10 protein-coding genes are annotated in these 17,615 nt (G+C 75.6%); 3 read left to right on the forward strand and 7 right to left on the reverse strand.

The genetic code is table 11. The features are described 5' to 3' along the window. Positions 1-32: 32 nt before the first annotated feature. The 5 genes from Q8W71_RS16760 to Q8W71_RS16780 all read right to left on the reverse strand — a co-directional run bounded on the left by Q8W71_RS16760 (position 33) and on the right by Q8W71_RS16780 (position 4,995). A complete protein-coding gene (locus tag Q8W71_RS16760; protein WP_305526530.1) occupies positions 33-473 on the reverse strand; it encodes a VOC family protein in 441 nt (146 codons plus the stop codon). Between the two features lie 112 nt (positions 474-585). Continuing rightward, a complete protein-coding gene (locus Q8W71_RS32920) occupies positions 586-1,464 on the reverse strand; it encodes a transporter substrate-binding domain-containing protein (RefSeq protein WP_370875436.1) in 879 nt (292 codons plus the stop codon). 22 nt (positions 1,465-1,486) lie between these two features. After that, the gene (locus Q8W71_RS16770; RefSeq protein WP_305526532.1) at positions 1,487-2,557 is read right to left on the reverse strand and encodes an isocitrate/isopropylmalate dehydrogenase family protein; all 1,071 of its coding nucleotides are present in this window, start codon (positions 2,555-2,557) and stop codon (positions 1,487-1,489) included. Between the two features lie 111 nt (positions 2,558-2,668). Next, positions 2,669-3,589, reverse strand: coding sequence for a GntR family transcriptional regulator (locus Q8W71_RS16775; RefSeq protein WP_305526533.1), 921 nt, complete (start codon positions 3,587-3,589; stop codon positions 2,669-2,671). A 92-nt stretch (positions 3,590-3,681) separates the two neighbouring features. Next, positions 3,682-4,995: an MFS transporter gene (locus Q8W71_RS16780; RefSeq protein ID WP_305526534.1), complete on the reverse strand. Its 1,314-nt coding sequence runs from the start codon at positions 4,993-4,995 to the stop codon at positions 3,682-3,684. Between the two features lie 326 nt (positions 4,996-5,321). Between Q8W71_RS16780 and acnA the strand changes: the two genes are divergently transcribed. Both acnA and Q8W71_RS16790 read left to right on the forward strand, forming a co-directional pair. Then, positions 5,322-7,943 carry an aconitate hydratase AcnA gene (gene acnA, locus Q8W71_RS16785; RefSeq protein WP_305526535.1) on the forward strand — a complete coding sequence of 874 codons (2,622 nt, stop codon included), beginning with the start codon at positions 5,322-5,324 and terminating at the stop codon, positions 7,941-7,943. An 86-nt stretch (positions 7,944-8,029) separates the two neighbouring features. After that, the gene (locus Q8W71_RS16790) at positions 8,030-8,944 is read left to right on the forward strand and encodes an NAD(P)-dependent oxidoreductase (protein ID WP_305526536.1); all 915 of its coding nucleotides are present in this window, start codon (positions 8,030-8,032) and stop codon (positions 8,942-8,944) included. Between the two features lie 72 nt (positions 8,945-9,016). Here the strand turns inward: Q8W71_RS16790 and Q8W71_RS16795 are convergent, their stop codons facing one another. Next, positions 9,017-9,337, reverse strand: a complete 321-nt coding sequence (locus Q8W71_RS16795) for a 2Fe-2S iron-sulfur cluster-binding protein (protein ID WP_305526537.1) — start codon at positions 9,335-9,337, stop codon at positions 9,017-9,019. 136 nt (positions 9,338-9,473) lie between these two features. Beyond that, positions 9,474-9,833 carry an Hpt domain-containing protein gene (locus Q8W71_RS16800; protein ID WP_305526541.1) on the reverse strand — a complete coding sequence of 120 codons (360 nt, stop codon included), beginning with the start codon at positions 9,831-9,833 and terminating at the stop codon, positions 9,474-9,476. A gap of 276 nt (positions 9,834-10,109) precedes the next feature. Here Q8W71_RS16800 and Q8W71_RS16805 point away from each other — a divergent pair. Next, on the forward strand, positions 10,110-17,615 hold a 7,506-nt coding region (locus Q8W71_RS16805; RefSeq protein ID WP_305526538.1), incomplete at its 3' end, for an apolipoprotein A-IV repeat region-like domain-containing protein.

Genomic DNA, 17,615 nt, shown 5'->3' on the forward strand with positions numbered 1-17,615 from the left:
AATGCGCCCTCCCCGCCCCGACCGTCAAGCGGCTACCACGTGCCGGTGTTCTCCATCGAGGTCCAGGGCTCCTGCGGCGGCTTGGCGCCGCCCTTCTGCAGGATCTCGATCGAGATCCCGTCCGGCGACTTCACGAAGGCCATGTAGCCGTCCCGCGGCGGCCGGTTGATGGTCACGCCCGCCTCCTTCAGCTTGGCGCAGAAGGCGTAGATGTCGTCGACCTGATAGGCGAGGTGCCCGAAGTTGCGCCCGCCCCCGTAGGTCTCGGGGTCCCAGTTGTAGGTCAGTTCGAGCAACGGCGACTTCGTCTGCGCGGCGCGGTCGGCGTCGCCGGGCGCGGCGAGGAACACGAGGGTGAAGCGGCCCTTCTCGTTCTCGACGCGGCGCACCTCCGTCAGCCCGAAGGTGTCGACGTAGAAGGCGAGCGCCCGGTCGAGGTCGGCGACGCGCACCATCGTGTGCAGGAATTCCATCTTGGCGCTATCCTATTGTGACGGTTCGTGATTTTGGCGGCCCTGGCGAGACGCCGGCACGCTCGCCCCGGCGAGGCGTCAGCGCGAGTCGGGCGGCCGATCCCCGCGATAGCTAGCGTCGGCCGGTGCGGAAGGTAGGCCGGATGTCCGAGCCGGCGGGCGTCGCCGTCCGCGTCTCGGCCCCGTCGCACGCGACGGTCGGGTGCCCGCGGCGCGGCGAGACGAACGCGGTCCGGGCGCGGATCACGCCCCGCCCGCGGGCGGGGCGACGGCGGCGTCGCCCTGGCCGCTGGCCGCGAGGGAGGCGGCGACGAAGCCCGCGGCCTTCATCGCCTCGACGAAGCCCGTCAGGTGTTCGACCGCCGCGCCGCCGCGGCGCCTGGGCGTCGCCATGGCCTGCTCGATCGCCATGAACCGCCCCGCCAGCACGCGGAATCCGGGACGCTCGGCCGCGAACGCGGCGAGCGGCTGGCGCACGCCGGCGGCCGCCTCCAGGCGATCGCGGGCGAACAGCTCCAGCGCGTCCCGCGATGTCGGGGCGTGGACCAGCGTCGCGCGCGCGCGCGCGCGCGCCAGGGTGGGGGGCGGATGCGGGGTTGCGCCCCGCCCCGCGGCGCCCCCCGGGCCGGTCGACATCCGCCACCGCGCGGAGCGGCGAACCGTCGGGCACGAGGTAGGTGCCCTCGATGATCACGTAGGGCGCGGTGAAGGCGAGCTCCGCCGCGCGCGCCGGGTCGATCGCCAGGAAACCCACGTCGCAGGCGCCGTCCCGCAAGGCGGCGAACGCCTTGCCGGCGGTGTCGAAGGTGGTCAGCTCGACCGGCACGCCGAGGCGCCGGCCGAGTTCGCGCGCGAGGTCCACCGAGACGCCGCGCGGCTCCCCCGTGGCCGGGTCGGCCTGCGCCAGCACGGGGTTGCCGAGGTTGATCGTGGCCCGGAGACGGCCGGTCGGGGCCAGGTCCCGGACCACGGTGGGGTCGACGGCGTGCATGGGACGGCTCCCCGGTCCGCGCTCAGCCCTGGATGGCCTGGGCGACCCGCGCGCCGAACGCGCGGCAGCCGAGCGTTCCGCCGAGGTCCCGCGTGCGCGCGCTCGCGTCCGCCAGAACCGTATCCACCGCGGCCGTCATCGCGTCGCCGGCGCGCGCGAAGGCGTCCGCCCCGTGGTGATCGCCCATCCACTGGAGCAGCATCGCGACCGACAGGATCATCGAGGTCGGGTTGGCGATATCCTGCCCGGCGATGGTCGGCGCGGAGCCGTGCTGGGCCTGGGCGCAGCAGGTCGTGTCGCTCGCCATGATCGAGCCCGCCAGCCCGAGGCTCCCGGACAATTCGCTGGCGAGGTCCGAGATGATGTCGCCGTAGAAGTTGGTGGCGACGATCACGTCGAAGCGCTCCGGCTCCTTCACGAGGTGGGCGGTGGAGGCGTCGATCAGCAGGTCGTCGAGGGCCACCTCCGGAAAGTCCCGCGCCACGTGGCGCACCGCTTCCAGGAACAGCCCGTCCGTCATGTGGAAGCTGTTGGCCTTGTGCACGGCGGTGACCTTCTTGCGGCGGCGCATGGCCCACTCGAAGGCGCGCCGCGCGATGCGCTCGCTGCAATGACGGGTGATCTTGCGGACCGAGAGCGCCATGTCCGGGTTCGGCATCATCTCGCCCCAGCCGCGGCTCATGTTGCGGTCCGGATAGAAGCCCTCGGTGGCCTCGCGCATGATCACGAGGTCCATGCTCCGGCCCTCCCGCATGTTCGAGGGCAGGAACGGACGCGTGCGCGCCGGACGGACATTGGCGTACAGATCGAGGCCGATCCGGAAGCCTCCGGAGACGTTCCGGCCGCCCTTGTCCGGGGTCGGGTAGTCGGCGTGGGATTGCGTGCCGAGGATGATGCCGTCGTAGGTCTTGGCGCGCTCCAGTACCTCCTGGCGCAGCGTCGTGCCGTGCTTCTCCAGGCTGACGAACCCGACGTCGTCGTAGTCGAAACGCAAGCCCAGCCCGAACGCGTCGTTGGCGGCGTTCAGGGCGTCCATCGCCGCCGCCACGATCTCGGGTCCGATGCCGTCGCACGGCAGAACGATCATCCGCATCCGCTTCCTCCCCGACCGAACCGAGGCGACCGCCCCAAGATTGGCTTTGTCTGAATCAATAGCCACATAATGGGCGTTCGGCAAGGCGGTCCGCGCCGGCCGGGCCGGAGTTCAAGGCGCGGGCGCCGCGGCGCCCGCCCGGTGGATCGCCAGCTTGACTAGGAGCGCGTCGTTGAGGTGGCTGCGCAGGAAGTGGGACGCGTCCACGTTCTGTCCCCGCTCGATCAGGTCGAGCAGGTCCAGGTGTTCGCGGCATTGACGGTAGAGCCGCTCGCGATCGACCATCGATTGATACTCGATCAGCCGGCGCACGCGGTTGAGGCGGACCAGGGTCTGCGCCAGGAACGGATTGCCCGACATGCGCAGGATGTCCTCGTGGATCTGCGCGCCGGCGGAGACGAGGGCGGTGGCGGGCAGCGTCCGGATGCCGCCGTCGAGCAGGCGGCGCTGCGTCGCGCGCTGAGCGTCCAGCACCCGCCGATCGAGACGGAACGACGGCTCCAGGAGGCCGGCCGGCTCGACGACCAGGCGGACGCGGTAGATCTGTTCGAGGGCGTCCGGGGTCTTGGCGACCGGAAGCAGGCGCCAGCCGTAGCCGCTTCTGCGCTCGGCCCACCCCTCGGACGAGCCCAGCGCCAGCACCCGGGCGAGCTGCGCGGCGCTCAAGGCGAACCGCTCCCGGAGAAACTGTTCCGTGACCTCCGCCGGGATCCGGTCCCGGAGCCAATCCCCGGCGACGGCGAGGTAGCCGACCGGCTCCTCGTCCGAGGTGTCCTGCGCCTCATCCGGCGCCGGGACGGAGCTGGCCTGGACGAAGAACCCCCGGTTGCGCTCCTGCGCGATGGCGCCGCGCTCCGCCAGGAGGTGCAGGGCCTCCCGCACGGGGGAGCGCGAGACGTCGAAGCGCTCCGCCAGCTTCGGGGTGCTGAGGTGCTCGCCGACGCCGATCTCGCCGGCCGCGATGAGATCGAGGATGGACTGCGCGATCTTCTGCGGCAGGTGGCTGCCCGGCTTCGGTCCCCTTCCGGTCACCGGCGGCCGGGACCCGCCTGAAGGTCGGGAACGGACGTGCTCGTCGTCGAACGCATGGCATGATCCTGTCGGCACGGCGGCCCGTGAACCGCTCAGGTCTTACCACGCAGAGCGGACGCGGGCGCGGTCTCCGGCGCGGGAGCCGGCGCGTCCGTCCCCGCCGCCCGCCGCTCGCCATCGCCGAGCCACGCGACGAGCAGCGCGCCCACCGTCGTCAGGCAGACCAGCGAGAGAAGGGCGAGGGGAAAGCTGCCGGTCCTGTCGCGTATGACCCCGATCAGCGACGTCGTGATCGAGGTGCCGATATGCGCGATCGTGTTGACGGTCGCGAAGCCGGCCGCCGCGGTCTGCGTGTTCAGGTAGGTCCCGACCAGCGACCAGAACGGTCCCTTGATCGAGTAGTTGGCCGCCAGCGCCACGCTCAGCAGCGCGACGGTCACGGTGAGCGAGCCGGTCAGGTTCGTGCTCGCCAGGCAGATCGACGTGATCGCCAGCGGAATGGCGGTCGCCCAGACGCGCTCGCCCGTCCTGTCGGTCCGCCGGCCCCAGTAGACCATCGCCACGCAGGCCAGTCCGTAGGGGATCGACGCGGTGAGCGCCGTCTCCAGGTTGGTGAGATGGAAGGACTTGATGATCTGCGGCATCCACAGCGCGAGGGAGTTGCTCGTCGCGGAGGCGCCGGCGAAGATGATGCCGAACAGAACCACGTACTTGTTGGTGACGATCTGTTTCAGCGACATATGGCCGACGTGCTTCTTGTGCGCCTGCTCGGCATCGAGCGTGCGCACGAGCCACGCCCGCTCGTCGGCCGTGAGCCACTTCGCGTCCGCGGGCCTGTTGACGAGGAAGACGATCGAGAACACGCCCATCAGCACCGCCGGGATCGACTCGAGGATGAAGATCCACTGCCATCCGCGCAGGCCGAGCAGGCCGTTCAGTTCCATGAGCGCGCCCGAGATCGGCGACCCGATGAACAGCGACAGCGGCACGGCCACGGAGAACGTCGCGACGACCCGGGCGCGATGCGTCATCGGATACCACTGCGACACGTAGTAGAGCGCGCCGGGGAAGAAGCCGGCCTCCGCGGCGCCGAGCAGGAAGCGCGTGACGTAGTACTCGGTCGGGTTGCGGACGAAGGCGGCCAGCACGCCGACCATGCCCCACGTGATCATGATCCGGGCCATCCAGATGCGCGGCCCGACCTTCGCCATCGCGACATTGCTGGGGATCTCGAACGCCGTATAGGCGATGTAGAACAGCGTGCCGCCCAGCCCGAACATCGCTGCCGTGAGGCCGATGTCGCCGTTCATCTGAAGAGCGGCGAAGCCCGCGTTGACCCGATCGACGTAGGCGATGATGTAGCAGATCATCAGGTAGGGGATGACGTGCCAGTTCACCTTCCGCATGGTCGACGCTTCGAGGGCGTCATCGCCTGACAGCGATGTCGACGCGTTCGGCATGGCGATCCCTCCCGCTCTTTATCGTATCGCGCGCGACCGGTCCGGCGGCTTCCGCGGAAGCGGCGGCGTTCGACGCGGCCGTCGATGGGCGTCACCGCCCATCCCGGCGATCCCCCGTATTGCATTTTACGATCAACAAGTCCAGTTACGGGGAGGGCTTGCCCGGGTCGCCGCCGCGCGGCATCCGGCGGCGTCGGCCCGCCCGGGCATCCGCGGGGTCACGCAGGTCGCCCGACCGCTGCCGCACGTCCTCGTTCCCCGGATTGGCTGCCATGACATCGACTGCGGACGTCCTCCTCGCCGGCCGCCTCTGCCGGGTCGGTGACCTGCCCGCCTATGCCGGGCCGGCGCTGGCCCGGCTGCCCTGGCTGCACCGGGTGCTGCTGGAGAACCTCCTGCGGCGCACCGCGCCCGACGACCCGGCGCGCGCCATCGTCCCGGACTGGCTCGCGTGCGGGCGCAGCGGGGCCGAGATCCCGTTCCATCCCGGCCGCATCCTGATGCACGACACCACGTGCGGGCCGGCGCTGGTGGACATCGCCGCCTCCCGCTCGGCGCTCGCCGAGGCCGGCGGCGACCCCACGCGCCTGAACCCCGTGCTGCCGGTCGATGTCTCCAGCGACCACTCGGTGGCGGTGGACGTGTTCGCCCGCCCCGACGCGACGGCGCGCAACATGGAGACCGAGCTGCGGCGCAACGCGGAGCGCTACCGCTTCATGAAGTGGGCGACCCGCGCCCTGACCAACGTCACCGTGCACCCGCCCGGCACCGGCATCATGCACACGATCAACCTCGAACGGCTCGCCACCGTCGTCACCACCGAGGTGCGGGACGGCGTCACCTGGGCGGTGCCGGACACCCTGATCGGCACCGACAGCCACACGCCGATGATCAACGGCATCGGCGTCGTCGCCTGGGGCGTCGGCGGCCTGGAGGCCGAGAGCGTGATGTTCGGCATGCCCGTGATGATGCGGGTGCCGGAGGTGGTGGGCGTGCGCCTCACGGGCTCCCTGCGCGAGGGCGTGCTGTCCACGGACCTCGCGCTGCGGGTGACGAACCTGCTGCGCGGGATCGCGCTGTCGGGCCGCTTCGTCGAATTCTTCGGCCCCGGCGTGTCGACGCTGTCGGCCGGCGACCGGGCCGTGATCGCCAACATGGCGCCCGAGTACGGCTCCTCGTCCGGCTACTTCCCCGTGGACGCGCGGACGGTGGCGTACCTCGTGGCCACCGGGCGGACCCCCGCGCACGCGGCCTTCGTGGAAGCCTACGCTCGCCGGACCGGCCTGTGGTTCGACCCCGACGCGCGGCCGGTCTACGACGAGGTCCTGGAGCTCGACCTCGGCACGGTGGCGGTGGCGCTGGCCGGCCCGCGCCGGCCGCAGGATCTGCTCACCCCCGACCGGACGCGCGCGGCGCTGGCGCCGATGCGCGGGGGGAGCGTGTCGCCGCCGACGCCGGAGGACCCGGTGCCGGACGCGTGCGTGGCGATCGCGGCGATCACGAGCTGCACCAACACCTCCGACCCGCGCCTGCTGCTGGCCGCCGGCCTGCTCGCCCGCAAGGCGCGGGCGCTCGGGCTGAGGCCGAAGGGCTGGGTGAAGACCTCGCTGGCGCCGGGCTCGCCCACCGCCGAGCGCTACCTGCGCCGCTCCGGCCTGCTGGACGACCTGGAGGCGCTGGGCTTCGGCATCGTCGGCTACGGCTGCACCACCTGCATCGGCAATTCCGGGGCGCTGCCGCAGGCGGTGCTCGACGCGGCGGCCGCCCGCGGAGTCCTGCCCGTGGCGGTGCTGTCGGGCAACCGCAACTTCCCCGGCCGCGTGCACCCGCAACTGGAGGCGGGCTTCCTCGCCTCGCCGCCGCTGGTGGTGGCCTACGCGCTCGCGGGCGACGTCGACCGCGACATCCTGAGCGGGCCGGTCGCGACCGCGCCGGACGGGCGCACGGTCCACCTCGCCGAGCTGTGGCCCACCGGCGCCGAGATCGACGCGGCGATGGCCGCGGCGACGCGGGCGTCCGACTACGGCCCGGCCTACGCGGAGGCCGAGGCCAACCGCGCCTGGGCCGCCCTCGACGCGCCGACCACGCCGCTCTACCCGTGGGACCCGGCCTCGACCTACATCCGCCGCCCGCCGTTCGCGGCGGTGCGGGGCGAGGACAGGCTCGGCACCTACGAGGCCGACCCGATCCTGGTGGTGGGCGACGACATCACCACCGACCACATCTCGCCGGCCGGCGCGGTGCCGCAGGGCAGCGCGGCGGCCGCCTACCTGATCGCGCGCGGCGAGGATCCGGGGGACCTCAACGTGTTCTCCGCCCGGCGCGGGAACTGGGAGGCGATGGTGCGGGGGCTCTTCACCAACAAGACGGTGAGGAACCTGCTGAGCGAGGGCATCCCGCCCGGCAGCACCGTGTTCGCGCCGACCGGCGAGATCCTGCCCCTGTACGGGGCGGCCGAACGCTACCGGGCGGCGGGGCGGAGCGTCGTGATCGTGGCGGGCGAGCGCTACGGCATGGGCTCGTCGCGGGACTGGGCGGCCAAGGGGGCGGCGCTGCTCGGCGCGCGGGCGGTGCTGGCCGCGGGCTTCGAGCGCATCCACCGCTCGAACCTCGTCAACATGGGGATCCTGCCGCTGCTGCTGCCGGGCGACCGCCACCCGTCCGCGCTCGGGCTGCGCCCCGGCGACCGGGTGCGGGTCGAGGCGCCGGCCGAGCGCCTGAGCCCGCGCGCCGAGATCCAGGTCGCGATCCTGCGCGGCGACGGGACGGCGGAGGCGTTCGCCGCGCGGGCGGCCGTCGAGACCGGCCTCGAAGTCGCGGTGCTGGCGGCGGGCGGCGTCATCCCGCGCATCCTGCGCGATGCCCTGTCGCGCCGAGGCGGGCCCCTGCCCTGACGGCCCGCGAGGGCCCGCCCTTCGGAAACGCCCCCCTCGGACGGCGGAATCTGTGGTAGGTCGCTCGCGAGGGCGAGGAGGGGCCGATGGACGCGGTGTTCGTGGATGCCAACCCGGCGCTCGCCGCGGTGGCCGAGCGGCTGCGGGAGCCGGGCGACCGGCTCGCGATCAACCGCGACCCCAACATCGCGCCGGCGGACCTGCCCCGCGTGCTCGGCGAGGCCGGGATCGCGGTGATCGACCACACCGCCCTGCCCCTCGATGTCGCCCGCGCCTGCGCCGGGCTGCGGCACGTGGTGTTCCTCGGCACCGGCGCGCGCAGCTACATGGACCCGGAGGCGCTGCGGGACGAACGCGGGATCGCGGTCCACACGGTCAAGGGCTACGGCGACACCGCGGTGGCCGAGTGCGCCTTCGGGCTGCTCTGGGCGGCCGCCAGGGGCTTCGCCCGGATGGACCGGGAGATGCGCGCCGGGACCTGGCAGCGCACGGACGGGCTCCAGCTCACCGGCAAGACGGTCGGCCTCGTCGGCTTCGGCGGGATCGCCGCGGAGATGGCCCGCCTCTGCGCCGGGATCGGCATGCGGGTGCTGGCCTGGAACCGGACCCCGCGGACGCATCCGGGCGTCGCGTTCGTCCCCCTGGAGCGGCTGCTCGCCGAGAGCGACGCGGTCTCGCTCCATCTCCTCCTGACCGACGAGACCCGCGGCTTCCTCTCGGCCGAGCGGATCGGCGCGATGAAGCCGGGCGCGCTCCTCGTCAACACCGCCCGCGGCGCCCTGGTCGACGAGGCGGCGCTGGAGGCGGCCCTGCGCGCCGGCCGCCTCGCCGGGGCCGGGCTCGACGTGTTCGCGGTCGAGCCGCTGCCGGCAGGCCATCCGTTCACGGCCTTGCCGACCGTCACCCTCTCGGCCCACTCCGCCTTCCGCACGGCGGAGGCCGGCGACAACCTGATCCGGGCGGCGCTCGACCATTGCCGGCGGATCGCCGCGGACGGTTAGCCGACCCGTCGGAGCGCGGTCCTCGGCGGCCCCCCGGCGGGTCGCAGGCTGGAACCGAAGTCTCGAAAAAAATCAGCCCTGCTGGGCCGGCGTCGTCACCGTCAGGCCGTCCAGCGCCGGGGTGATCTTGATCTGGCAGGACAGGCGGGAATTCTCGCGCACGTCGGTGGCGAAATCGAGCATGTCCTGCTCCATGTCCTGGGCCCGGCCGACCGCCTCGATCCAGTCCTCGGCGACGTAGACGTGGCAGGTGGCGCAGGCGCAGGCGCCGCCGCACTCGGCGTCGATGCCCGGCACGTTGTTGCGCAACGCCGTCTCCATCACGGTCGCGCCGACGCTGCCCTCGATGGTCCGCTCCGCCCCGGCGTGGTCGACGTAGGTGATCTTCGGCATGCGAGAGGCTCCGGGCTCGCGCCGGGCCCTCTCCGGGGCCCGACGGGCGGCGGTGCCTGCTTGGCGGCACGGGCGGCGGAATGCAAGCGTGTCGGCGGTCACGTCCGCCGGATCGATCGCCGCGGCCGCCCGGGTGTCAGGGGCCGCGCGCGATCTCGGCGAGCGCCGCCGCCACGGATGCGGCGAGGGCGTCGAGCGGCGCGTCGCCGCCCGCCCGCAGGGCCGCCTCGGCCGCGCCGGCCAGCGCCTGCACCCGGGCCGCGCCCACCCCCGCGGCCGAGCCCTTCAGGGTGTGGGCGAGGTCGGCGCGCGCGGCCGCCGGCAGGGCCGGGTCGGTCAGCCGCGGCAGGATCGCGCCGCACTGCCCGGCGAACAGGGCGAGCACCTCCCGGGCGAGGTCGGCGTCGCCGCCGGTCTGGGCGTCGAGGGCGGCGCGGTCGATCGCCGGATCGCGGCCCGTGTCCCCGCTCGCGTCCCTGCCCGTATCACTGCCCATATCACGGCCCGTCATGCGGGGCTCCTGCTCGATCCACACGATAAGCGCCCCGCGCGCGGCGCCGGGGTCGCCCCCGGCCCCCCGTCTGCGGCAGGATGGCGGGGCCGGCGAGGCGGGCGGGGCGCGGTAACCGCGGTAACCATTGCGTTAACGAATCCTGGGGCCGGCCGGCGGCCCGGGTATCCGGTCTCGGGTGCCCGCGTCTAATCTTCGATGGTAAACGGGTGGTTGTGACCCTGGCGCCCCGCGCCGGGGCCGCGCGTGGCGAGGCGTTGGATGGCGACCGACAAGAAGCTGAAGGACCCGGCCGAGGCGGCGCTGTCTGCGATCGAGCAGGCGCTGAACCTCGACGCCCTGACGCCGAACGGGGCGGAAGCCCGCACCGAGCCGCGCCTGCCCGACGTCGGCGACGCCGAGCCCCTGCTCGACCCGGCCGGCCGGCTGACGCCGCCGCGCCTCGACCTCGACCCGCCCCGGGACGCGTACCGGGAGACGGCGCGGGAGGCGAAGGACGCGCCGCTCGCCTCCGACCTGCCGCCCCCCGGCCAGGAGCGGCCGCGCCGCGAGGGCGGCCTGCTGCCCCCCGACCGCTCGCTCGTGGCCAACGACGACCGGCGCAACATCGGGGTCCTCCAGCAGACCCTGCGGGTGCGCCCCTCCCGCACGCCCTACGCCGTCGCGCTCGCGGCCGGCCTCGCCTGGATGGCGGCGCTCGGCGCCATCGCGTGGAGCCAGTCGGGGGGCGACCTCTCCGGGTTCCTCTCCGGGCTCACCGCGCTCCAGGCGACGGTGGGCGCCTCGGCCCTGTTCGGGCCGGTGCTGCTGTTCGTGATCGCCGCGATGCTCGCGGTGCGCGCCCAGGAGATGCGCCTCGTCGCCCGGGCGGTGGGTGAGGTGGCGATCCGGCTCGCCGAGCCGGAGAGCTTCTCCACCGACGCGGTGCTGACCATGTCGCAGACCGTGCGCCGCGAGGTCGCCGCGGTCGGCGACGGCGTCGAGCGGGCGCTCGCCCGGGCCGGCGAGCTGGAGACCCTGGTGCGCGGCGAGATCGCCACCCTGGAGCGCGCCTATTCCGACAACGAGATCCGCATCCGCTCGCTGGTCGACGAGCTGGTGGCCCAGCGCGAGTCGATCGTGTCCAACGCCGAGCGCGTGCGCGGCGCCATCACCGGCTCCCACCAGAACCTCTCCCAGGAACTCGACGGCGCGGCCGAGCGCATCGTCGCCGCCCTGAACGGCGCGGGCGAGCGCGTCACCGGGGCGCTCGACGCCCGCGGCGCGGCGATCACCGCCTCCCTCGGCGAGGCGGGCGAGCGGGTGGTCGGCGTCATGACCGGCCGCGGCGAGGACCTGATCCAGCGCCTGTCGGCCACCGGCGAGGGCGTGCGCGACAGCCTGCACAGCGTCGGCGAGGACCTGACCCGGGGCTTCGAGGTCCGGGCCGGGGAGGTCACGGGCGCCTTCGAGGCGACCGGCGCGGCGCTGACCGGGCGGCTCGCCGAGAGCGCCGCCCAGGTGGCCCGCAGCCTCACCGAGACCGGCGCGGGCGTCGGCGCGGCGATCGAGAGCCAGGGCGCGGCGGTCCGCGCCAGCTTCGAGCGCTCGGCCGGGGACCTGGAGGCGGCCGTCCTCGCGCGCAGCGCCGAGCTGACCGAGCGGTTCGCGGCCACGGGCGGCGCGCTGGCCGAGCGGTTCGCGGCCACCGGCGGCGAGATCACCGCCCGCTTCGCCGAGACCGGCGCGGCCTTCACCGGGGACCTCGCCGAGCGGGGCGCGGCGCTCGGCGCCGAGATCGCGCAGACCGGGCGCGGCGTCGCCGAGGCGATCGAGGGCCGCGGCCGCGAGGCGCAGGCGGCCCTGGCGCTCGCCGCGGGCGGGCTCGTCGAGACCCTGACCGCGCGGGCCGAGGCGGTGCGCGACGACCTGACCGGCACCGCCGAGCGGATCGGCGAGGCGGTGGCGGGCCGCGGCGGCGAGCTCGCCGCCCGCATGGAGGGCGTCGCCGCCCGCCTGCACGAGACGATCTCGGTGGACGGCGCCGACCTGGAGATCCGCCTCGGCGCGGCGGCCGAGCGGGCCGGCGGCCTCGTCGCCGGCCGCACCCGGGAGGCGGCGGAGCGCCTGGAGGCGGCCTTCTCCGCCCTCGGCCGCGGCTTCGAGACCGGCGCGGGCGAGGCGGTGCAGACCCTGCGCGGCGCGGTCGAGGAGCTGTCCGGCGCGGTCGGCGGCCGCACCGCCGAGGCGGTCGAGGCCCTGCGGCTGGCCGCCGAGACGACGTCCGCGGCGGCGGAGACCCGCACGGCCGAGGTCGCCGCCCGGCTCGCCGGCACGCTGGAGAGCCTGCGGGGCGTCTCCGCCGAGGCGGCGGGCTCGGTCGAGGCCCGGGTGGTCGAGGCGGTGCAGGTGCTGGAGCGCCGGCTCGCGGATTCCGCCGCCGGCCTGTCGGAGCGGGCGGCCGAGGCGGCCGAGGCGCTGCGCCGGGCGGCCGAGGAGACCGGCCGGACCGCCGAGGACCGCACGGCCGAGGCCGTGGCGCGGCTCACCGGCACGCTGGAGGCCCTGCGCGGCGCCTCCGCCGAGATGACCGGCGCGGTCGAGGCCGAGTCGGCGATCCTGCTGACCCGCTTCCGCGACGCCTCCGACCGGGCGGGCACCGAGCTCGGCGCCCGCGGCGCGGCCGCGGTCTCCGCCCTGCGCGCGGCGCTGGCGGAGGTCGACCGGGCCCTGGCCGAGCGCTCGGACGAGGCCACCGGCGCCCTCGTGCGCACGGCGGAGGGGATCGCCGCCGACCTCGCCGCCCGCATCGGCGAGATCGAGGCCGCGCTCGGCGGCCACGGGCGCGGCGTCGCCGACATGCTCGCCGGCCACGCCGAGGAGACCCACGCCCGCATCGCCGGCACCGGCCGCGACATCGTGCTGGCGGTCGCCAGCCAGGGCGCGCGCATCGCCGACACCCTCAACCAGACCGGCGCCGCCTTCGCCGAGACCGCCGACGGGCGCGTCCGGGCGATCGACGAGACGCTGGGCAACCGCCTCGCCGCCCTGCAGGAGACCATCGCCCGCGGCGACATCCTGGCCGACCGCATCGGCCGCGACACCGCGGCGCTCGGCGACACCGTGGGCGCGCGCCTCGACGCGATGGACCGGCTCATCACCGTCAAGGGCGGCGCCTTCGCCGAGGCGATCGCCGGCCACGCCCGCGCGGCGGGCGAGGCGATCGAGGGGCATCTCGGCGGCCTGGAGGAGCGCTCGGCCAAGCGCGCCGCCGAGGTCACCGAGACCTTCGCGGGGCTCGTGAGCCACATCGACGGCCACCTCGGCGGCCGCGCCACCGCGCTGAACGAGGCGCTGGTCGCCCGCTCCGGCGAGATGGCCCGGATCATGGCCGAGGGCGGACGCGGCCTCGTCGAGACGCTCGACGCGCGGATCGCCGACGCGGGCCGCGACCTCGACGCGCGCACCGGCGGGTTCGGCGCGGAGATCGACCGGCGCACCGCCGAGATGGTCCGCCGCATCGACGAGGGCGCCGGCCGCTTCGACGCGGGCGTGCTCGGCCGCCTGGAGGAGATCGGCGGGGCGCTGGAGGCGCGCGCCCGCCTCGTGGACGAGAGCTTCGGGACCCAGGCCTTCGAGGCGATCCGCCTGATCGAGGCCCGCACCCGCGCCGTGGACGAGGAACTGACCGGCCGCACCCGCGCGCTGGTCGCGGAGATCGAGGGCCGCACCGGCGGCCTCGACGCGGCGATGGCCGAGCGCGTCGCCGCGCTGACCGGCGCCGTCGAGACCCGCACCCGCGAGCTGGAGGGCGCGCTGACCGAGCGCGTGGCCGAGATCGTCCGCCTCGTCGACGAGCGCGCCGGCGCGGCCGACGCCGCCCTGTCGGCGCGCACCGAGGCGGTGCGGGCGGCGTTCAGCGAGCGCTCCGACCTGCTCGGCCGCCTGATCGACGAGCGCACCGCGGCGATGTCGCAGGAGCTCGACGAGAAGGGCCGGGCGGTGTTCGGCGCCGTCGGCACCCGCATCACCGAACTCGGCCGCCTGTTCGACCGCGGCGGCACCTCGCTCGCCGAGCTGATCGACCGGCGCGGCGAGAGCGTGCTCGCCAAGCTCCAGCAGACCATCGCCGACGCCGAGCGCATGCTGGGCGAGGGCGAGGGCCGCCTCGGCCACACGCTGGCGAGCCGCACCGGCGACATCAGCGGCCTGCTCGACGAGGGCGTGCGCACCGTCCACGGCCTGCTCGACGACCGCACCAACCAGATCCGCACGATGCTGGACGGCCACGCCGCCAGCCTCGCGAGCACCCTCGACGGCCGCACCGGCCCGCTGAACGAGGCCCTGGACGGCCGCGCCCGCGCGCTGGTCGAGGCGGTCGAGGGCGCGCTGGGCGGCGCCACGCAGGCCCTGGAGTCCCGCACGGCGGCGCTGAGCGGCCTGTTCGACGCGCGCCTCGGGGCTCTGGAAGGCCTCGTCGAAGGCCGCGGCACCCGCCTCGCCGAGACCCTGGATGAGCGCGCCCGCGGCCTGCGGGTCCTGTTCGAGGAGGCGCACGCCGCCCTCGACGGGGTGGTGGAGGGCGGCGGCGGCCGCCTCGCCGCCTCGGTGGACGCCCGCATCCAGACCCTGCGCGCGATGCTGGAGGAGGCCCCCGCGGCGGTCGCAGCCCTGGTGGAGGGGCGCGAGCGCCAGCTCGCCGCGACCCTCGACGGACGCACGCAGGCCCTGCGCGGCCTGTTCGAGGCGGCGCAGGGCAGCCTGCACGACCTCGTCGAGGTGCGCGGCGGCGCGCTCGCCGCGGCGATCGCGGAGCGGTCCGAGGCCCTGCGCGCGCTGCTCGACACGGCGCCCGCGGGCGTGGCCGAGCAGCTCGACGGGCGGCTCGCGGAGCTGCGCGACCTGTTCGGCCGGGCCCAGGCCGAGATCGACGGCCTCGTCGCCGGCCGCGGCCGGGAGATCGCCGAGGCGGTCGAGGCCCAGGCCCGGGCGCTGCGGGCGGCGATGGACGAGGCGCCCGCCGCCGTGGCCGGCCTGCTGGAGGCGGGCGAGCAGCGGATCGGCCGGACCTTGGAGGAGCGGACCGGCGCCCTGCGGGCGCTGGTCGCGGAGGCCCAGGCCGGCCTCGGCGACGCCGTCGAGGGCCGCGGCCGCGAGGTCGTCGGCGCGCTCGAAGCGCAGGCCCTGACCCTGCGCACCCTGCTCGACGAGGCGCCGGCCGCCCTGGCCGGGCTGCTGGAGACGCGCGAGCACCAGCTCGCCCGGACCCTGGAGGAGCGGACCGGCGCCCTGCGCGCGCTCCTCGACGAGGCCCGCGACGGGCTCGGCGACGCCGTCGCCGGCCGCGGCCGGGAGATCGCCGAGGCGGTCGAGGCGCAGGCCCGTTCGCTGCGGGCGGCGATGGACGCGACGCCGTCCGCCGTGGCCGGCCTGCTGGAGGCGGGCGAGATGCGCATCGGCCGGACCCTGGAGGAGCGGACCGGCGCCCTGCGGGCGCTGATCGACGCGGCCCAGTCCGGGCTCGGCGAGGCCGTCGAGGGCCGCGGCCGGGAGATCGCCGGCACGGTCGAGGCGCAGACCCGGGCGCTGCGGGCGGTGCTCGACGAGGCGCCGACGGCGGTGGCGGGCCTGCTGGAGGCCCGCGAGCAGCAGCTCGCCCGGACCCTGGAGGAGCGGACCGGTGCCCTGCGGGCCCTGTTCGAGGAGGCCCAGGCCGGTCTCGGGGACCTCGTGGAGCGCCGCGGCCGCGCGACCGCCGAGGCGGTCGAGGCCCAGATCCGCGCCCTGCGCGGCCTGCTCGACGAAGCCCCCTCGGCGGTGGCCGACACGATGGACGCGCGGGTCGAGACCCTGCGCGCCCTGCTCGACCGCGCCCAGGCTGGGCTCGGCGCCGCGGTCGAGGGCCGCGCCCAGGAGATGGCCGGCGCCGTCGAGGCGCGCACCCAGGCCCTGCGCGCCGCCTTCGACGAGGCGCACGCCGCGCTGGACACGGCGATGGAGGGCCGCACCCGGGCGCTCGCCGAGGCGGCCGAGGGCCGCACCGGCGCCCTGGCCGAGGCGTTCGACGCCCGGCTGCGCGACCTCGACGGCGTGGTCGAGGGCCGCACCGCGGCGCTGACCCGCGAGGTCGATGCCAGCGCCGAGGCGTTCACCCAGCGCATCGATAGCCGCATGCGGCTGTTCGCGACCCTGGTCGCCCAGCGCGCCGACGCGCTCGCCACCGCCTTCGACGAGCGCCACGACGCGTTCGACGGGCTGATGGACACGCGCACGGCGGGCCTCGTGGCGGCGCTGGAGGAGCGGGCCCGGGCGCACGCGGAGCTGGTCGAGACCCACACCGCCGCGCTCGCCGAGACGCTGGAGCGGCGCGAGGCGGCGGTGGCCGCGCTGATCGATGCCCGCGCCGCGGCGATGGGCGAAGGGTTCGAGCGGCGCGCGAACGCCATGGGCGCCCTCGTGGACGCACGCGGCGAGGGCCTGGCCCGGCGGCTCGCCGGCAGCGCCGAGACGCTGGTGCGGGCGATCGAGGAGCGGGGCGGCGCCCTGCTCTCGGGGATCGAGGCGCGCGGCGGGGCCGTCGGCACCGGCCTGGAGGGTCAGCTCGACCGCTTCCGCGCCGCCGTCGAGGGGCCGGTGCTCGACCTCACCCGGACGCTCGCCGAGCGGACCGAGGCGATCGAGCGGACGCTCGCCGAGACCGGCGCTCCGCTGGCCGAGACCCTGCGGACCCGCACCGAGGAACTGGCCGAGCAGGCCAGGGCCTCCGCCGAGACCCTGCGCGCCGCCGTCGACGCGGGCGCGGGCCGGACGCTGGCCGACCTCGCCCGGACCGGCGACCGGCTCGGCCGCGACCTCTCCGACCTGCTGGCCCGGGTCGAGGGCGCCAACGCGGCCCTGTCCGACCTCGTGGCCGGGGCGGGCAGCAATCTCGGCGGGATCGAGCAGGGGCTCGCCGGCCGGGTCGAGCAGATCCAGGGGGCGCTGGAGCGGATCGCGGCCGAGACCGGCCGCGCCACCGACGGCGTCGCCGCCCAGGTCGAGGCCCTGCGCGGGGTCTCGGAGGGGGCGCTGCGCGAGGCGTCGGACCTCGCCGAGACCCTCGACGGCCGCGGCCGGGCGGTGGGCGAGCAGACCGCCGCGCAGGCGGCGGCCCTCGACCGGGCGGCGGCCGCGCTGGGCGCGATCGAGGAGCGGGTCGGCGGCGCGCTGTCGGGCCGCGAGCAGGCGCTGCGGACGGCCCTCGACGCCTTCGAGACCCGCGCCGCGGGCCTGGAGGCGCAGGGCTCGACCTTCTCGGAGGGCATCGAGCGGACCCTGCGCGCGGCCGAGGAGCGCGCCCGCGCGGTGGCCGAGTCGCTGGCCAGCGCCGCGGAGGGGGCCGGGGCCCGGGTGACCGGCGCCTTCGAGGACCTGAAGGGCAGCGCCGGGGCCGAGGGCGAGCGGACGGCGCAGGCCGTGCGCGCGGCGATCGAGGCGGCGTCCCGCGAGATGCGCTCGGGCCTCGACGAGGCGCAGACCGCCTTCGGCGCCCAGGTCGCCGGCCTGCGGGAGATGGCGGAGGCGATCCGCCGCGACCTCGACGCGACCCGCTCCGACCTCGCCCGCGGGGTGCTGGAGCTGCCGCGGGAGACCCAGGACGCGACCGGCGAGATGCGCCGGGTGGTGGCCGACCAGATCAAGGCGCTCCAGGAGCTGTCGGCGCTCGTCGCCCGCACCGACCGCGCGGTCGACGTCGCGCAGCCGATGGCCCAGCCGCAGCGGCGGGCGGCGGAGGGCGGCGCCTGCGCG

The sequence above is a fragment of the Methylobacterium amylolyticum genome (genome assembly GCF_030700245.1).
Lineage (GTDB): Bacteria > Pseudomonadota > Alphaproteobacteria > Rhizobiales > Beijerinckiaceae > Methylobacterium.

Excerpts from the sequence above, each read along its gene's own strand:
- Q8W71_RS16800 (WP_305526541.1), bottom strand. The coding sequence starts at position 9,833 with ATGGGCAGTGATACGGGCAGGGACGCGAGCGGGGACACGGGCCGCGAT.
- Q8W71_RS16790 (WP_305526536.1), top strand. The coding sequence starts at position 8,030 with ATGGACGCGGTGTTCGTGGATGCCAACCCGGCGCTCGCCGCGGTGGCC.
- Q8W71_RS16770 (WP_305526532.1), bottom strand. The coding sequence starts at position 2,557 with ATGCGGATGATCGTTCTGCCGTGCGACGGCATCGGACCCGAGATCGTG.
- Q8W71_RS16795 (WP_305526537.1), bottom strand. The coding sequence starts at position 9,337 with ATGCCGAAGATCACCTACGTCGACCACGCCGGGGCGGAGCGGACCATC.
- Q8W71_RS16780 (WP_305526534.1), bottom strand. The coding sequence starts at position 4,995 with ATGCGGAAGGTGAACTGGCACGTCATCCCCTACCTGATGATCTGCTAC.
- acnA (WP_305526535.1), top strand. The coding sequence starts at position 5,322 with ATGACATCGACTGCGGACGTCCTCCTCGCCGGCCGCCTCTGCCGGGTC.
- Q8W71_RS32920 (WP_370875436.1), bottom strand. The coding sequence starts at position 1,464 with ATGCACGCCGTCGACCCCACCGTGGTCCGGGACCTGGCCCCGACCGGC.
- Q8W71_RS16760 (WP_305526530.1), bottom strand. The coding sequence starts at position 473 with ATGGAATTCCTGCACACGATGGTGCGCGTCGCCGACCTCGACCGGGCG.